Source organism: Pseudomonas putida (genome assembly GCF_030159595.1).
Lineage (GTDB): Bacteria > Pseudomonadota > Gammaproteobacteria > Pseudomonadales > Pseudomonadaceae > Aquipseudomonas > Aquipseudomonas putida_AC.
In genome coordinates this window covers 80,992-97,358 of sequence record NZ_BSKJ01000010.1, presented here as the reverse complement: position 1 = coordinate 97,358, position 16,367 = coordinate 80,992, and the positions used below count along the sequence as shown (strand labels likewise).

The following is a 16,367-nucleotide window of genomic DNA, read 5'->3' as shown; positions in this document are numbered from 1 at the left end:
CGCCTCAACGCACTGCGGCTTGTTGCGCCGGGGCCGGTGTTACCGGCATGCCCGGGGCCAGGCCAGCAGGGCTGCCTACGATCACCTGGTCACCTGGGCGCAGGCCCTCGGTAACCTGCCAACGGGCGCCGTGCATGGCGCCGGTGCGTACACTGCGTGCTTCGGCAACCCCACCAATGCCCACCAGCATTACCCGCGCCTCGCCGTCGTTACCGCGCTGGATGGCGCGCTGCGGCACCAGAATGGCCTGGTTGTCGGTGCCTTGGGGGGTGCGCACGCGCACATACATGCCCGGCAGCAGGATGCCGTCAGCATTGTCGAAGCGACCGCGCAGGGTGACCTGGCCGGTGCCGCGGTCCACGGCGATGTCGGTGAACATCAGCGCGCCCTGGCGCTCGTAGTCGGTGCCTTCCACCCGGGCCGTCAGGGCCTGCTGGTCACCGGCGGCCAGCGCGCCGTCCTTCAGCGCCTGGCGCAAGCGCAGGGCATCGGCAGCGGACTGGGTGAAATCGACGTAGATCGGGTGCAGTTGCTGCACGCGCGCCATCAGCGTGGCATCGCCCTGCCCGACCAGCGCACCTTCGGTGACCAGTGCCCGGCCGATACGGCCAGAGATCGGCGCCTTGACCGTGGCGTAGCCCAGGTTCAGGCGCGCAGTCTCGACATCGGCCTGGGCCGAACGCACGGCGGCCTGGCCACTGCGCAGGTCGGCGCTGGCGGTGTCGAAGTCCTGCTGGCTGACCGCCTCGATCTTTACCAGCGGCTCATAGCGGCGCACCCGTGCCTGGGCTTCGAGCATCACCGACCGGGCCCGTGCCAGATCGGCTTCGGCGCGGGCCAGTGCGGCCTTGAATGGCGCCGGATCGATCTGGAACAGCACGTCGCCAGCCTTGACATCGGCGCCCTCCTCAAAGCGCTTGTGCAGAACGATGCCGGCTACCCGGGCGCGCACCTCGGCCACCCGCATGGGTTCGACCCGGCCCGGCAGGGTTGCCGCCAGGGTCAGTGGTTCGCTGGCGACCGTAACGGTCTGCACCGGAAAGGCCGTTTGGGCCGCAGACGGCGGCGCTTTTGCATCGCCGCAGCCGGCCAGGACGACTGCCGCCGCCAGGCAGCTGGCCATTCCTATTGCACGCAAGTTGCTCATGATTCACCCGAGCTTGAGATGGAAAAACGGCCCGGATGATAGGAGGGATAATCAAATGAGTCAATTTTGTCTCATTTGATACTTTGTTAATAATTGTGAAACCTGAAATTCGCGCGAAACGCATTGAAGATCCTGTCTTCAGTCAGCGAATCTGATGCTTGTGCAACAGCCGGTAGAACGTCGGCCGTGAAATCCCCAGCACCTTGGCCGCCACACTCAGGTTGTCACTGTGCCGGTTCAGCACATCGCACAGTGCCTGGCGTTCGGCCCGGTGCTTGTACTCTTCCAGCGTACCCAGCGGCTGTTGCTCCTGGTCGAGCAGCTGCAGCCCCAGGTCCTGCGCCTCGATCTGCCGCCCTTCGGCCAGCACCAGGCCACGGCGCACGCGGTTGGCCAGCTCGCGCACATTGCCCGGCCAGTCATGCCGGCCCATCGCCGCCAGGGCGTGGTCGCTGAACGAGCGCGGCCGGCGCCCGGTCTCCAGGCTGTAGAAATGAGCAAAGTGGCTGGCCAGCATCGAGAGGTCGCCATGCCGGTCGCGCAACGGCGCGGTCACCACCTGCAGCACGTTCAGGCGGTAATACAGGTCTTCGCGAAAGCGCCCTTGCTCGATGGCCCGTTCCAGGTCCACATGGGTGGCCGCAAGCACCCGCACATCCACCGGAATCGGCTGGCTACCGCCCACCCGCTCGATGTGCTTTTCCTGCAGAAAACGCAGCAGGTTGGCCTGCAACTCCAGCGGCAAGTCACCGATTTCATCGAGAAACAACGTGCCCCCATGGGCCGCTTCGATGCGCCCGGCCTTGCGCTGGTGCGCACCGGTGAAGGCGCCCTTCTCATGGCCGAACAGTTCGGACTGGATCAGGTGCTCGGGAATAGCCCCGCAGTTGATGGCAACGAAGGGCTGCTCGCTGCGTTGCGACTGGCGGTGCAGGGTGCGCGCCACCAGTTCCTTGCCGGTACCGCTTTCACCTCGGATCAGCACCGGCGACTCGGTGGGCGCCAGTTTGCCCAGCAATTTGCGTAGCTCACGGATCGGCCGGCTTTCGCCGAGCAGTTCGTGGGTGGCCTCATCCACCTTCACCGCCCCTTTGCCACGCAAGCGCGCCATGCCGAACGCTCGGCCAAGGGTGACCTGCACGCGGGAAACGTCGAATGGCAGGGTGTGGAAGTCGAAGAACCATTCGCAGACAAAATCGCCCACGGCCGGCATGCGCAGTTGTTCGGCACTGAGCACGGCAATCCATTCGGTATTGCTGCGTTTGATCATGTCCTTGACCGCATCAGGGTGCCTGAGGTGCGAAGCCTGCAAGCGCAACAGGCCAACATCACAAGGATGGTCCAACGCCCCCCCGAGCACGCAGCTGTCCACATCCCAGCCTGCGCTGCGCAGGCCAGGCAACAATCGGTGGCAGTCGTCGCAGGGGTCGACGATAAGCAAACGGCGTTGAGCGGCAAGCTGTTGCATAACCGATCCTTGGCGCCAGTTTTTGGTTTTATGAAGTAAAACAGCAAGTTGTGGCGCCCGATTAACAGTAGCAACGAAGTTGACGGTTCCCAGTACCGTCTGTCTGCCGACGCATTTTTTTACAAAGTGTCACGCGAATTTTCGCGCTTTATTGACATCACATGGGGGCGCAGGCAAGAACGGACTCGACCCTGACAAAAAAATTTACATCCTTTGTGTGACTTGCCCCCGGACAACGAGCATCAGTACACATAACCCCGCGCTGCACTTCGCGATAATGTGAGGCGACTTTGAAGCAACGCGGACTTAACTTCGATGTTTGGGACCATAGAGAGACCGAACCATGAATGCCCCGCTCCGTGTCAACGAAGCACTGCTGATTGCCGACCACGCCTTCGAACCTTTCCAGTGCGTAGCCTGGGATGCACCCAACGGTACTGGTGAGCTGAGCCTGGCAGTGATCGACCGGACCAGCACCCGCATCGGCAGCAAGCAAGTGTCCTCGCGTATCTATTCCGACCCGGCCCAGTGGGCCAGCCTGATCGAGGAAGTGCGCGCCGAACTGTGCGAGAAAGGCTACGACCTGCAACCGTGGTCGATGCCGAAGTAATATCACCTGGCAATCCAAGTGCGTGCAACGCCACGCACTTGTTCGAATATAAAGTTGCTGTTCAGGCAACTTTTTCTGTGGCGACATAGTGTCGCGCCCATACTGTTCAGCCCAGGACGTTGAATTGTTGCAAGTGCTGGTAATCGGCCTGCAACTGTTCAGCCAGACGCTGTGCTCGCCCAAGACGAACAGGTGCAAGCTCCATATCCACCAACAACGTCGCACAGGGCATGGGCTCTACTGCATTCCAGTGCTGCAGGCGACCATCGGTAAATATCAGGCAACGCACGGCCTCAGCCGGGTGAGCGCGCTGCCGCGCTTTTAGCCAGTGCCGGGCCTGTTCCAGTGCGGCGATCAAGGGTGTACCGCCACCGGCACCCAAGGCTTGTAGCCAGGGTTGCAAGGCGGCCGAGGCCTTCAAGCCGTGGCGCTGCCACTGTGGCGTGCGCCCGCTGGCGGTAAGCAGCGCAAGCCGTGCGCGCTGGCGGTAGGCTTGGTCGAACAGCGCGGCCAGCAGCCCTTTGGTCTGCGCCAGCGCCTGATGACGACGGGTGGAGGCCGAAGCATCGACGATCACCAGCCACAGCTCTGCGGGCCTGGCCTGGCGTTGCTGCCAGCAAAGGTCCTGGCGCAACCGTGGACGCCCCTTGAGCAAGGTCGGCAGCCAGGCCACCCGGCCGGCCGCCGCACTGCGCGCCCGGCCACGGCTGGCACCGTTCTGCTTGCCTGCGCCCGCTTTGGCATCCGTCCCTTTGGCGGGTCGTTGGGGGATGCTCAGGGCTTTTTTGCCCAGCTCGGCACCTCGCGGCGGGCACCGCTGGCCACCGGCTGCGCCGGCAACGCCCCCCAGTCGCCCTGCCCGCCCTGTTCGCCTGGGTTGCTGGTACCCGGCTGATCAGGCTGTTGCGGCGCCGATGGCGGATTGGCCTGGGGCGCCACTTGGCGGCGATGGCGCAAGGCAAACTCGGCCACCGCTTCGACATCCGTTTCTTCGATAGCCGCACCACCGCGCCAGGCGCAGTGGGCGCGCGCAGCACGTAGCCACACCAGGTCCGCGCGCAGGCCGTCGACCCCGGCGGCATAGCAGCGTTCAGTGATCCACGAAAGCGCCTGATCGTCCAGGGCTATGCCGGTCAAGGCCTGGCGCGCCGCCTGGCAGCGTTCGCGCAGCTGCGCCTGGGCCGTAGCCCATTGCGCGCAAAAGGCCTGCGGGTCGCTGTCGAAGGCCAGGCGACGCCGAATGATCTGCTGGCGCGCTACGGGTTCAGGCAAGCCTTCCAGGGCCACGTTCAGGCCAAAACGGTCGAGCAACTGCGGGCGCAGTTCGCCCTCTTCCGGGTTCATGGTGCCGATCAGTACGAAACGGGCACTGTGCCGGTGCGAGATGCCGTCACGCTCGATACGGTTGGTGCCACTGGCCGCCACGTCGAGCAGCAGGTCGACCAGGGTGTCAGGCAGCAGGTTGACCTCATCGACATACAGCACGCCACCGTCGGCCTGGGCCAGCACGCCCGGAGAGAACTGCGCTTTGCCCTGCCCCAGCGCGGCATCCAGGTCGAGGGTGCCGACCAGCCGTTCCTCGCTGGCACCCAGCGGCAGGGTGACGAACGGGCCCTCGCCTAGCAGGTCGGCCAAGCCACGCGCCAACGTACTCTTGGCCATGCCGCGTGGCCCTTCGATCAGCACACCACCGATTTTCGGGTCGATGGCCGTCAGGCACAGCGCCAGTTTGAGGTCGTCTGCACCGACCACCGCGGCCAGCGGGAATTGTACGGGTTCACTCATTTCAAGCCTGTTCCTCGCCGTCGAGCAGTTGCTCCTCAAGGGCTTCGCGATACTCACCCGGCGCTTGCCACAGGCCCCGCTGCTGGGCCTCCAACAGGCGCTCGGTCAGGTCGCGCAGGGCCTCGGGGTTGTGCTCGCGCATGAAGTCGCGGGTCGCCGGGTCGAGCACATAGGCATCGGCGAGCCCCTGGTAATGATGGTCGTCGATCAGGTGCGTGGTGGCATCAAAGGCGAACAGGTTGTCGACCGTCGCCGCCATCTCGAAGGCGCCCTTGTAACCGTGCCGCTTGGCCCCGTCGATCCACTTCGGGTTCAGCGCACGAGCGCGGATGACCCGGTTCAACTCTTCCTTGAGGGTGCGGATGCGTGGCCGGTCAGCCTGGCTATGGTCACCGTGGTAGCTGGCCACTGCCGAGCCGGACAACGTTTCCGACGCGGCCAGCATGCCGCCCTGGAACTGGTAGTAATCGTTCGAATCGAGCAGGTCGTGCTCGTGGTTGTCCTGGTTCTGCAGCACCGCCTGCACCTTGGCCAGGCGGTGGGCGAACTGGGCGCGGGCCGGGGTGCCGTCGTCGCTGGCTCCGTAGGCGTAACCGCCATGATTGAGGTAGACCTCGGCCAAGTCGTCGCGGCTGTTCCACAGGCGCCCGTCGATGGCGTTCTGCACCCCGGCACCATAAGCACCGGGCTTGGCCCCGAACACCCGCCAGCCCGCCTGGCGCGCGGCCTGCTCGGCGCCCACGCCTTGCGCTTGCAGCGTGGCACGCTCACTGCGTACGCGGGCGGCCAGGGGGTTGAGGTCGTCGGGTTCATCCAGCGCGGCCACTGCCTGCACGGCGGCATCGAACAGGCGAATAAGGTTGCCGAACGCATCACGGAAGAAACCGGAAACGCGCAAGGTCACATCCACGCGTGGGCGGTCCAGCAGGCTCAGCGGCAGGATTTCGAAGTCGTCGACACGCTGGCTGCCAGTGGCCCACACTGGCCGCACGCCCATCAATGCCATGGCCTGAGCGATGTCGTCGCCGCCTGTACGCATGGTCGCCGTGCCCCACACCGACAGGCCGAGCTGGCGCAGGTGGTCGCCGTGGTCCTGCAGGTGCCGCTCCAGGATCAGGTTGGCCGAGGCGAAGCCCAGGCGCCAGGCCGTGGTGGTGGGCAGGTTGCGCACGTCCACGGTGTAGAAGTTGCGGCCGGTGGGCAGCACGTCGAGGCGCCCTCGGCTGGGCGCTCCGCTAGGGCCGGCCGGTACGAAGCGACCGGCAAGCGCCGCCAGCAGGCCGTTCATTTCAGCGGCGCCGCAGGCATCCAGATTGGGGGCTACCGCTTCACACAAGGCCTGCACCACGTCATGCACCGGCTGCCATTCGCTCTGGTCAGATAACGGTGCATTGCCTTCCAGTGCCTGCCCGATCACTTGCAGCGCCAACAATTCAAGGCGCTCACGGGTATCCCCACTCGTACGCCAAGGGTCGCAGCTCATGGCCTGCAACTGCTCTGGGCGTGCGCCCTGCCACAGTTGCCCAAGCTCGCAATCGAGCGGGTCGAAGCCTGGCACCAAGGCCTTGGCCAAGGCGCGCAACAGGCTGGCATTGCCGCCACGACCGTCGCCCCGCTCGACCCGCAGCAGCGCCAGCAAGGTATCCAGGCGCAGCCGCCCTTCAGGCGACTGGCCGAACACATGCAGGCCATCGCGAATCTGCGATTCCTTCAGGTCGCACAGGTAGGTGTCCAGGCGCGGCAGCCAGACAGCGGCATCGTCCAGCTGGCCTTCCAGCTGCAGCTCGCGGTCGATGTGGTTGGCCTTGACCAGCTCCAGAATGTCGCGCTGCAACTCGCGCGCGCGCCGTGGGTCGAGCATCTGTGCTTCATAGAATTCGTCGGCCAGTTGCTCCAGGTGGCGCAGCGGCCCATAGGTTTCGGCACGGGTCAGCGGCGGCATCAGGTGATCGATAATCACCGCCTGCGTTCGGCGCTTGGCCTGGGCCCCCTCGCCCGGGTCGTTGACGATGAACGGGTAGATGTTTGGCAGTGGACCGAGCAAGGCATCCGGCCAACACTGCGCCGACAAGCCGACGCCCTTGCCGGGCAGCCATTCGAGGTTGCCGTGCTTGCCGACGTGAATCACCGCGTCGGCGGCAAAGGCATGGCGCAGCCAGAAATGAAATGCCAGGTAGCCATGCGGCGGCACCAGATCGGGGTCGTGGTAGACCGCGCTCGGGTCTACTTGGTAGCCCCGGGCCGGCTGAATGCCGACAAACGTCAGGCCATAACGCAGGCCGGCCACCATCAGCCGACCGCTGCGGTACATCGGGTCCTGCTCGGGCGGCCCCCAGCGTTCCAGCACGGCCTGGCGGTTGGCCTCGGGCAGGCGCTCGAAGGCGGCTTGATAGTCGGCCAGGCTCAGACTCTGGGCGCAGGGGCGCAGGTCGAGGTGGTCAAGGTCGTTGGTTACGCCGCCAAGCAGTTGGTGGATCAGTTGTGTGCCACTGCTCGGCAATTCGGCCAGCGGATAGCCCTCGGCCTGCAGCGCCTTGAGAATGTTCAAGGCGGCGGCAGGCGTGTCCAGGCCAACGCCGTTGCCAATGCGGCCATCGCGGGTCGGGTAGTTGGCCAACACGAGGGCCACGCGCTTCTGGGCATTGGGCAAGCGTGCCAGCTCGACCCAGCGTCGGGCCAGCTCGGCGACGAAGTCCATACGTTCGGGGTGGGCGCGGTAGCACACCACGTCGGACTGGCTGCGCTCACTGCGCCAGGCCATGTCCTTGAAACTGACCGGTCGGGTGATGATGCGCCCGTCCAGTTCGGGCAAGGCAATGTGCATGGCCAGGTCGCGCGCGCCCAGGCCCTGCTCGCTGGCTTCCCAGCCCGGCTGGTTGTCCTGCGCGCAAATGGCCTGCAACACCGGGATGTCGCGGCGGAACGGGCGCAGGTTGGGGCGTTCTGGGCTGGACAGGGCAAAGCCTGTGGTGTTGACCAGCACCTCGGCGCCGACCTCGTCCAGCCAGGTTTCGACCTGCTCCAGGCAGGCGCTTTCCTTGAGGCTGGCCACCGCGATCGGCAACGGGTTCAGCCCGGCGGCCTGAAGGCGCTGGCAGAACACGTCGATGAATGCGGTGTTGGCGGCCTGCAGGTGCGAGCGGTAGAACAGCAGCGGCGCCACCGGGTGCTCGGGGTGCCAGTGCGGGTACCAGTCTTCCAGCGTGGCGCTGCCCTTGGCCGGGTGGTACACCGCCGTGCGCGGCAAGGGCTGCGGCTCGTCCCAGGCATAGTCACGGCCCAGCCAGTGACTGGCCAGGCAGTTGAACAAGTTGATGGCGTTGGCCTTGCCGCCCTGGCGCAAGTAGTGCCAGAGGCGCTCGGCCTGCTCGCCCCTGACGGTGCCCAGGCCGGTCAGCTCGGGGTCCGGGCGGTCGTCGCCCGGCACCAGAATCAGCTGCACGCCACGCGCGGCCAGCTCAACCAGTTGCTCGACGCCATAACGCCAATAGCCGACGCCGCCGTGCAGCGACACCAGGATGACCTTGGCATGGCGCAACACCTGGTCGACATACAGGTCGACCGAGGCGTGGTTCTGCACCTGCATCGGGTTGGCCAGGCGCAGGCTGGGGAAATCGTCTGGCAATTGCTCGGCAGTATCGGCGAGCAAGGCCAGGTGTGAATCGCCGCTGCAGAGAATCACCAGCTCGGCGGGTGTCTGGCCGAGGTCGGCAATACTGTCATCCGGCACGAAGCCGCCGGGCTGGGTCCGCAGCAGGTGCATGGGTCAGGCGCCCAGGGCCTGGCGCAGGCGCGCTTCCAGCAGGGCAGCGTCAAGGTCCTGGCCGATCAGCACCAGGCGGGTGATGCGCGGCTCGTCAGCACGCCAGGCGCGGTCGAAGTGCTTGTCGAAACGGGTACCCACGCCTTGCACCAGCAGGCGCATCGGCTTGCCCGGGATGGCGGCAAAGCCTTTGGCACGCAGGACGCCGAACTCCACCACCAACTGGGTCAGGGCGTCGAGCAGCAGGCTTTCGTCGGCTTCTGGCAGGTCGATGGAGATGGAGTCGAAGGCATCGTGGTCATGATCGTCATGGTCGTCACCGTCGTGGTGCGAGTCATGGTGGGTACGGCGGCCATCGATGTGAGCTTCGGACTCCGCGCCCACGCCCAGCAGCACGTCTAGTGGCAGTTTGCCGCTACTGGCTTCGATCACCTTGACGGCCAGCGGCAGCTCTTCGGCCACTTCAGCACGGACCTTGGCCAGGCCTTCGGCGTCGATCAGGTCAGCCTTGTTCAGTACCACCAGGTCGGCGCTGGCCAACTGGTCGGCGAACAGTTCGTGCAGTGGCGATTCATGGTCCAGGTTGGGGTCAAGCTTGCGCTGGGCATCGACCTGGTCTGGGTAGGCGGCAAAGGTGCCGGCGGCCACGGCCGGGCTGTCGACCACAGTGATGACCGCATCGACGGTGCAGGCGTTGCGGATTTCTGGCCACTGGAAGGCTTGCACCAGCGGTTTGGGCAGGGCCAGGCCGCTGGTTTCGATCAGGATGTGGTCCAGGTCGCCACGGCGCGCCACCAGCTCGCGCATCACCGGGAAGAACTCTTCCTGTACGGTGCAGCACAGGCAGCCGTTGGCCAACTCGTAGACGCGGCCGCTGGCTTCTTCTTCAGTGCAACCGATGCTGCACTGCTTGAGGATTTCGCCGTCGATGCCCAGCTCGCCGAACTCGTTGACGATGACCGCGATGCGGCGGCCCTGGGCGTTGTCGAGCATGTGGCGCAGCAAGGTGGTCTTGCCCGAGCCGAGGAAGCCGGTGACGATGGTGACGGGGAGCTTGGCCAGTGTTTTCATGTCGCATTGCCCTTGGCAGTGTGGCGCGGGCATGCAGGACGACAACCGCGGACCAAGACGGCCGGGCTTGTTCGCCACCGGATCACCCCGCCCGGTTTAAAGTCGAAAACGTGACGAGGCAGGTCTCCTGGCTCGCACCGTTCCATAGGCCTGACAAACAGCAGGCGGTGGCGGGATGACGCCTTCCCGCGCGCAGGCGCAGTGGCTGTGTCGATCCGTTGTCGGTGCTTACAGTTGCGGGGGCAGCCGCGGCTTGTACCGCGTTCCCGTCTTAGCTCCGGCCTGGCCGAAGAACCTCGAAGTGGCAAGGCTACGCAGTGGCTGGCGGGTGGTCAACCGTTGCGCAGCGCTGGCTGACCACAAGGCATGTAACTGCGCTACAGTGGCGCCTTCATCCACGGTCAAGGACGCCCCCATGCAGCTCGCCCCCGCCATACCGGTACTGCGCATCTTCTCGGTCGACAAGGCCAAGGAGTTCTACCTCGATTTCCTCGGTTTCAGCCTGGACTGGGAGCACCGCTTCAGCCCGGACCTACCCCTGTATGTGCAGATTCACCGCGACGGGCTGATTTTGCACCTTTCAGAGCACCACGGTGATGCCTGCCCCGGCTCCACCGTGTTCGCCCGCATCGACGATCTGCGCGCGCTGGAGCGTGAACTGCAGGATAAACAGTACGGCTACGCCCGCCCCGAAGCCGAGCGCCTGGACTGGGGCCTGCAGATGCAGGTGTATGACCCGTTTGGCAACCGCCTGCGTTTTTGCCAGCAGATCGATGACGAGGCCAACCCTTGAAAGCGTTGGGCAAGCGCGAAATGGCCCGGCTGGAGCGGGAACTGGTGGCGTGCCTGACCGAAGCCTGCGAAACCGCCAAGGCGGAAATCATCGGTTTCAGCTGGCTTACCCACCGGCTCGATCCCGAGGACTTTCCGGGCAGCCTGCGCATTACATGGGTGTTCGAGCAAGAGGCCGACAAAACCGCTGCCGTGGCAGGCGACGCGAAGGCACGCATGCTGGCGCTGACCAGCCAAGCGTTGAAGCAGGCGGAAATACAACTGGATCACCCTGCCTGGCATGTGCGCTTCGACAGTGAAGAGGCCTGCGCGCGCGGCCACGCCGGCGACTGGGGTAGGCGCTTGGCTGGGCGTTAAACCGAGTAAAGCACCCGCAAGCACTGCATTACCCTGTGGGAGCGGGCTTGCCCGCGAAGCATGCGACGCGGTGTATGGCACCGGCTTCGCCGGTGTTCGCGGCGGTTCGACGCCTCGACAAGCCCGCTCCCACAGGATCCGAGGCGCGCTCACGGGCGACGACCAATACTCAAGCTTTACCCGTAACCTCCAGTTCGTTAGGCTCTACATTCCCCAACAAAGAGGTGTTCGTCCAATGCGCCATTGATGCCGCCGTCCTTCCGACGGCCAGTCTTCAGCCTCCGGTTCGCTCCGGAGATGTCGCGGCATTTGTGGAGTTGTGCATGACGAACACGTCAATCCTGACGCTGGACAGCGTCTCCCTGACCTTGCCTGATGGCAGGCAGCTGTTTACCGACCTCAACGAAACCTTTGACCGCCGCCGCACTGGCCTGGTCGGGCGCAATGGTGTGGGCAAGAGTTTGCTCGGTCAGATTCTGGCCGGCCAGCACGAACCGAGCAGCGGCCATTGTCGACGCCTTGGCCGTATTCACCTGCTGAACCAGCAGGTGATCGAGCAGAGCGCCACGGTTGCCGACCTGGCCCAGGCCGGCACGCTGATCGCAGCGCTGGAGCGTATCGAGCAAGGCAGCATCGCCCCCCAGGATTTCGACACCGTTGGCGAGCGCTGGGATATCCGCGAGCAATTGCAGGCGCACCTGCAGCGCCACGGTCTGGGCCAACTCGGCTGGCACCAGCCCGCCAACAGCCTGAGCGGTGGCCAGGCCATGCGCGTGGCGCTGATTGGCGCGTGGCTGAGCAATGCCGACTACCTGATTCTCGACGAACCCAGCAATCACCTGGACAGCGAAGCCCGCGCCCAGCTGCTGGGCATGATCGAAGCCTGGGACCGGGGCCTGCTGGTGATCAGCCACGACCGCAGCCTGCTGGCGCACCTGGTGCGTATCGTCGAGCTATCCAGCCTGGGGTTGCAGGCCTATGGCGGCAATTACAGCTTCTATACAGAACAAAAGGCCAGCCAGACGACCCAGGCCCAGCAGCAACTCGCCCGGTTGAAGCAGGCACAGCAACGCCAGGCCCGTGAACTGCAACGCCAGCGCGAAGACCTGGAGCGCCATCAGGCCCGGGCCGGACGCCAGGCCAGACACGCCAATCAGGCCAGGATTCTGGTCGATCGTCAGCAGGAGCGCAGCCAGGTCACGGCGGGCAAGCAGCGCCGCGACCACGGCGAAGCCCGGCAGGCCCTGCATGACCAAGTGCGCGATGCCGCCCGCAGGGTCGAGCAGGACAGCGCCATTACCCTGCATGCCCCCACACCTCAGCGCCATGCAGGCCGCGAAGTGCTGGCCCTCCAGGCGCTTCGCCTGCCGCGTGGCACCCGCAAACCGCTCGACCTGCGCGTATGCCTGGGCCAGCGGGTGGGTTTGGTCGGTGCCAATGGCAGCGGCAAGTCCACCCTGCTCAGGCTGCTGAACGGGGAATTACCGGCATCGCCCGACAACGTGCGCCTCACGGGCGAGACGGCCCTGCTCGACCAGCATTGCAGCACGCTATGCGGCCACAGCAGTGTGCTCGACCACCTGGGCAAGGCCAACCCGGCAATGGCCCAGGGTGAATTACGCAGCCGCCTGGCGCAGCTTGGGCTGGATGCGGCCCGTATCGAACTGCCCAGCAGCCTGCTCAGCGGCGGAGAACGGATGAAGGCGGCACTGGCCGCCGTGCTGTACCGCGAAAGGCCGCTCGACCTGTTACTGCTGGACGAACCCGGCAACCATCTGGACCTGCCGTCACTGGCAGCACTGGAGCGCATGCTCGGGCAGTTTGGCGGGGCGCTCATGGTGGCATCCCATGATGCAGTACTGCTGCAAAACCTGGCGCTGGATGAGTACCTGCAGTTGTAGATGCCGAAAAAAATGCATCGCAGGCTATCAATTCGTGACTGGCCGTTCCCGATCTGCCACGGATGTATTATGGTGGCGTGGTGCGCATATAACAGCAGCCCGAGCGATCGGGCACTTGCAAGACAATGAGGGTGTCATGAGCAACGAAAGCATTAATTGGGACAAGCTGGGTTTCGACTACATCAAGACCGACAAACGCTACCTGTCCGTATGGCGCAATGGCGAGTGGGACAAGGGCACCCTGACCGAAGACAACGTACTGCACATCAGTGAGGGTTCCACTGCCCTGCACTACGGCCAGCAGTGCTTCGAGGGCCTGAAGGCCTACCGTTGCAAGGACGGCTCGATCAACCTGTTCCGCCCGGACCAGAACGCCGCCCGTATGCAGCGCAGCTGCGCCCGCCTGCTGATGCCGCATGTGCCCACCGATGTGTTCATCGAAGCGTGCAAGCAAGTGGTCAAGGCCAACGAAAAGTTCGTGCCGCCGCACGGCAAAGGCGCCCTCTACCTGCGCCCGTTCGTGATCGGCACCGGCGACAACATTGGCGTGCGCACCGCCCCCGAGTTCATCTTCTCGGTATTCGCCATCCCGGTTGGCTCGTACTTCAAGGGCGGCATGAAGCCGCACAACTTCCAGATCTCCAGCTTCGACCGTGCCGCCCCACAAGGCACCGGTGCGGCCAAGGTCGGTGGCAACTACGCCGCCAGCCTGCAGCCAGGCGCTGAAGCCAAGAAGGCCAACTTCGCCGACGCCATCTACCTCGACCCGCTGACCCACACCAAAATCGAAGAAGTCGGTTCGGCCAACTTCTTCGGCATCACCGCCAACAACGAGTTCGTTACGCCGAAGTCGGCCTCGGTGCTGCCAGGCATCACCCGCCTGTCGCTGATGGAACTGGCGCAATCGCGCCTGGGCCTGACCGTGATCGAAGGCGATGTCGAAATCGACAACCTGAGCCGCTTCATTGAAGCCGGCGCTTGCGGTACTGCAGCGGTGATCACCCCGATCGGTGGTATCGAGTACAACGGCAAGCTGCATGTGTTCCACGACCTGGAAAAGGTTGGCCCGGTTACCCAAAAGCTCTACAACGAGCTGACCGGTATCCAGAGCGGTGACGTTGAAGCACCGGCAGGCTGGATCGTCAAAGTCGCCTGAGGCGCTTAAGCGGTATGAAAAACGGGGCATGCCAGCAATGGCATGCCCCGTTTTCTTGCCTGCTTACCTGAGTCACTGTTCCGCAACCGGGCCACTGGCAGGCAGCTCACCCGTCAAATGGCCAGCCTGGCATGGCTGAAACATGTCGAGTTGCTCGCGATAAGCGCTGGTTTGCACATCCATCAAGCCCAGAACGGAATGGAACAGGTTGTCATGGGACAACGGTTCGGCACTGCGCTGTGCCATGCAGGCGTAAGAAATTCCACGGCGCACGGCCATCTGCGCAGAGAGCCAGAGCACCATGGGAACGTGGGTCTGCTCCTGAGGCGCCATGGCGTAAGGCAGCCCATGCAGGTACACACCTTTTTCCCCCAGTGACTCACCGTGGTCCGATACATACAGCATCGCGCTGTCGAAGCGTGAAGTATTACGCTTGAGCACATCAATCACTTGCGCCAGCACATGGTCGGAATAAAGCAGTGTGTTGTCATAGGCATTGCGTATCGCCTGGTCTTCACACTGGTCTAGCTGATTGTCACTGCAAACCGGGGTAAAACGCTGGAACGCTGCGGGGTAACGCTTGTAATACGCGGGCCCATGGCTGCCCTTCATGTGCAACACCACAACCGTGTTCTCGTTGCGTTGGTCCAGGTAGCCTTGAAGCCCCGAGAGCAACACCTCATCAAAACACTCCCCCGTTGCACAATGTTGGGCGATATCCGCATGGGAGACATCCTCATTCGGAACACGATCACAGGCACCTTTGCAACCGGAGTTGTTGTCACGCCACAGCACGTTGACGCCGGCACGCTGCAGTATATCCAGCAGCCCTTCTCGCCGGTCGGCATATTTATTGTTCCAGGCCTCGCGCCCAAGGTCCTGGAACATGCAGGGCACAGAAATGGCAGTGGCCGTGCCGCATGAACTGACATTGCCAAAGCTCAGGACCTGCCGGGCCGCCAGCTCAGGGTTGGTTTCACGCGTGTATCCGTTGAGCGAAAAGTTCATCGCCCTGGCCGTCTCACCGACGACCAGAACCAGCAACTTCTTGCGCCCTGTTGCATCCACTTCGACACGTTGCTGCGCGTCGGTGCCAACCTGCACGAATGCCATGGGTTTGGCGAAAGCACGTTTGCTGTAGCTGTGCACAGCACCCAGTACGTTCGAGGGCACCAGTATCAGGCGAACTTCCCGGTTGTTATGTAGCAGCGACGCATAGGATTGATACTGCGTGGCCAGGATAACGCCAATCAATGCGATCACCACCCCCAGGCTGCACAAGCGCCAGGCAGCCTGCTTGCGCCAATTGGGGCGGGCAAGTGGCAAACGGTAGAGGACGATGATCGGCAAGACCGCCGTAGCCAGCAACCACACAAGCAGCCCAGGGCTTAGCAAGTCGCGAGCTTCTGCCACATCAGTCTGAAACAGGTTCATCAACATGCCGGCATCTATGACAACGCCGTAGCGGGAGACAAAGTAGCTTGCCACTGAGGCGACACCGATCAGCACCGCGATCATGGGCCGCAACAAGCGCCCCCAGCACAACGCCCAGAGGATGATGAAGTGCCATCCCACCACGAAAAGCGGCAAGCTGAGCAAGAACAACGGATTGCCGTTTTCAAAACCGTCAATCGCCCGCCACACGGTCGACCAGAATACCGAGTTTACGGCCAACGTCATCCACAGTGCAGTCAGCAGTAACACCCATACAGGATTGATTTGCACTTTCAATTTCGGACCATTCTCAACTTCGGCCACGTCCTTTTTCATAAAGCGCCACCACTCCCTTAACGCATTTTATTTTTAGCAATGAGATGAAAGCATTCGTCTGCGAACAGCCACACAGACTTTGTGAATAAAAAAAGCCCCCCACGGGAATAGAAGCCCGACACACAGCATTGCCAGCAGCAAGGTATTGCGCTCTAGCAACCGCCCGTAATCCAACGCGGCGCAGGACAGCACCAGCCCCAGAGCCAGCAACGTCAGTGCATCGGCCTTGGCCGCATAGCGTCGTGCTGTGTGGCGGCTCGGAAAGTAACCGGCCAGCCAAAGAAATACCCATGTAACAATGGACGCCATGAATACCAGAAGAAAAAGCAAGCGATAACTAAACATGGCTTCAGGCATGGTCTTTTCTCCGCGCGCTCAAGCGCGCTGGTTATTATTTATCGACCTGCGTATAAAAAACGCGTGAAAAAAAACGTGCTCACATCATGGTGATGTATAGGCTAGGATAACTTCGAGCAGGCGGGTGGACTAAGCGCAAAGGATGAGCAGCGGAAGAGGTAAGTATTAGTCTAACTAAGGTATTCACGAG

General features: G+C 63.5%; 13 protein-coding genes and 1 riboswitch. Of the genes, 5 read left to right on the top strand and 8 right to left on the bottom strand.

What is annotated here, in order from left to right; translation table 11 throughout:
* Positions 1–4 precede the first annotated feature (4 nt).
* Entirely contained in the window at positions 5–1,147 is a 1,143-nt protein-coding gene (locus QQL85_RS21165; RefSeq protein ID WP_284356137.1) for a MexC family multidrug efflux RND transporter periplasmic adaptor subunit, read from the bottom strand.
* 142 nt (positions 1,148–1,289) lie between these two features.
* A complete protein-coding gene (locus QQL85_RS21160) occupies positions 1,290–2,615 on the bottom strand; it encodes a sigma-54 dependent transcriptional regulator (RefSeq protein ID WP_060496949.1) in 1,326 nt (441 codons plus the stop codon).
* Positions 2,616–2,958: 343 nt separating this feature from the next.
* Here QQL85_RS21160 and QQL85_RS21155 point away from each other — a divergent pair, with 343 nt between their 5' ends.
* A complete protein-coding gene (locus QQL85_RS21155; RefSeq protein WP_013972506.1) occupies positions 2,959–3,225 on the top strand; it encodes a hypothetical protein in 267 nt (88 codons plus the stop codon).
* 106 nt (positions 3,226–3,331) lie between these two features.
* Here QQL85_RS21155 and QQL85_RS21150 read toward each other — a convergent pair whose 3' ends face one another.
* From QQL85_RS21150 to cobW, 4 genes are all read right to left on the bottom strand, one after another.
* Entirely contained in the window at positions 3,332–3,898 is a 567-nt protein-coding gene (locus QQL85_RS21150; protein WP_284356138.1) for a vWA domain-containing protein, read from the bottom strand.
* 101 nt (positions 3,899–3,999) lie between these two features.
* Positions 4,000–5,010, bottom strand: a complete 1,011-nt coding sequence (locus tag QQL85_RS21145) for an ATP-binding protein (protein WP_284356139.1) — start codon at positions 5,008–5,010, stop codon at positions 4,000–4,002.
* A 1-nt stretch (position 5,011) separates the two neighbouring features.
* On the bottom strand, positions 5,012–8,773 hold the full coding sequence (cobN, locus tag QQL85_RS21140) for a cobaltochelatase subunit CobN (protein ID WP_284356140.1): 3,762 nt from the start codon (positions 8,771–8,773) through the stop codon (positions 5,012–5,014).
* A 3-nt stretch (positions 8,774–8,776) separates the two neighbouring features.
* Positions 8,777–9,844 carry a cobalamin biosynthesis protein CobW gene (cobW, locus tag QQL85_RS21135; protein ID WP_284356141.1) on the bottom strand — a complete coding sequence of 356 codons (1,068 nt, stop codon included), beginning with the start codon at positions 9,842–9,844 and terminating at the stop codon, positions 8,777–8,779.
* Between the two features lie 100 nt (positions 9,845–9,944).
* Positions 9,945–10,158, bottom strand: a riboswitch (cobalamin riboswitch).
* Between the two features lie 101 nt (positions 10,159–10,259).
* Between cobW and QQL85_RS21130 the strand changes: the two genes are divergently transcribed.
* From QQL85_RS21130 to QQL85_RS21115, 4 genes are all read left to right on the top strand, one after another.
* Positions 10,260–10,637: a glyoxalase superfamily protein gene (locus tag QQL85_RS21130; RefSeq protein WP_284356142.1), complete on the top strand. Its 378-nt coding sequence runs from the start codon at positions 10,260–10,262 to the stop codon at positions 10,635–10,637.
* On the top strand, positions 10,634–10,993 hold the full coding sequence (locus QQL85_RS21125) for a hypothetical protein (RefSeq protein WP_284356143.1): 360 nt from the start codon (positions 10,634–10,636) through the stop codon (positions 10,991–10,993). Before QQL85_RS21130 ends, QQL85_RS21125 begins: the two co-directional genes overlap by 4 nt.
* Before the next feature lie 323 nt (positions 10,994–11,316).
* Complete coding sequence (locus QQL85_RS21120; RefSeq protein WP_284356144.1) at positions 11,317–12,894, top strand: ATP-binding cassette domain-containing protein; 1,578 nt, start codon at positions 11,317–11,319, stop codon at positions 12,892–12,894.
* 136 nt (positions 12,895–13,030) lie between these two features.
* Positions 13,031–14,050 (top strand): branched-chain amino acid aminotransferase, encoded by a 1,020-nt coding sequence (locus QQL85_RS21115; protein WP_284356145.1) that lies wholly within the window; start codon positions 13,031–13,033, stop codon positions 14,048–14,050.
* Positions 14,051–14,122: 72 nt separating this feature from the next.
* On the opposite strand, the gene QQL85_RS21110 is transcribed toward QQL85_RS21115, so the two are convergent.
* Complete coding sequence (locus tag QQL85_RS21110) at positions 14,123–15,820, bottom strand: phosphoethanolamine transferase (protein WP_284356146.1); 1,698 nt, start codon at positions 15,818–15,820, stop codon at positions 14,123–14,125.
* Positions 15,821–15,853: 33 nt separating this feature from the next.
* Positions 15,854–16,177, bottom strand: coding sequence for a hypothetical protein (locus QQL85_RS21105; RefSeq protein ID WP_284356147.1), 324 nt, complete (start codon positions 16,175–16,177; stop codon positions 15,854–15,856).
* Positions 16,178–16,367 lie beyond the last annotated feature (190 nt).

Bases quoted from the DNA above. Each gene is read 5' to 3' on its own strand.
- QQL85_RS21145 (WP_284356139.1), bottom strand. From the start codon at position 5,010: ATGAGTGAACCCGTACAATTCCCGCTGGCCGCGGTGGTCGGTGCAGAC.
- QQL85_RS21155 (WP_013972506.1), top strand. From the start codon at position 2,959: ATGAATGCCCCGCTCCGTGTCAACGAAGCACTGCTGATTGCCGACCAC.
- QQL85_RS21160 (WP_060496949.1), bottom strand. From the start codon at position 2,615: ATGCAACAGCTTGCCGCTCAACGCCGTTTGCTTATCGTCGACCCCTGC.
- QQL85_RS21105 (WP_284356147.1), bottom strand. From the start codon at position 16,177: ATGCCTGAAGCCATGTTTAGTTATCGCTTGCTTTTTCTTCTGGTATTC.
- QQL85_RS21110 (WP_284356146.1), bottom strand. From the start codon at position 15,820: ATGAAAAAGGACGTGGCCGAAGTTGAGAATGGTCCGAAATTGAAAGTG.
- QQL85_RS21130 (WP_284356142.1), top strand. From the start codon at position 10,260: ATGCAGCTCGCCCCCGCCATACCGGTACTGCGCATCTTCTCGGTCGAC.
- QQL85_RS21120 (WP_284356144.1), top strand. From the start codon at position 11,317: ATGACGAACACGTCAATCCTGACGCTGGACAGCGTCTCCCTGACCTTG.
- cobN (WP_284356140.1), bottom strand. From the start codon at position 8,773: ATGCACCTGCTGCGGACCCAGCCCGGCGGCTTCGTGCCGGATGACAGT.
- cobW (WP_284356141.1), bottom strand. From the start codon at position 9,844: ATGAAAACACTGGCCAAGCTCCCCGTCACCATCGTCACCGGCTTCCTC.
- QQL85_RS21115 (WP_284356145.1), top strand. From the start codon at position 13,031: ATGAGCAACGAAAGCATTAATTGGGACAAGCTGGGTTTCGACTACATC.
- QQL85_RS21165 (WP_284356137.1), bottom strand. From the start codon at position 1,147: ATGAGCAACTTGCGTGCAATAGGAATGGCCAGCTGCCTGGCGGCGGCA.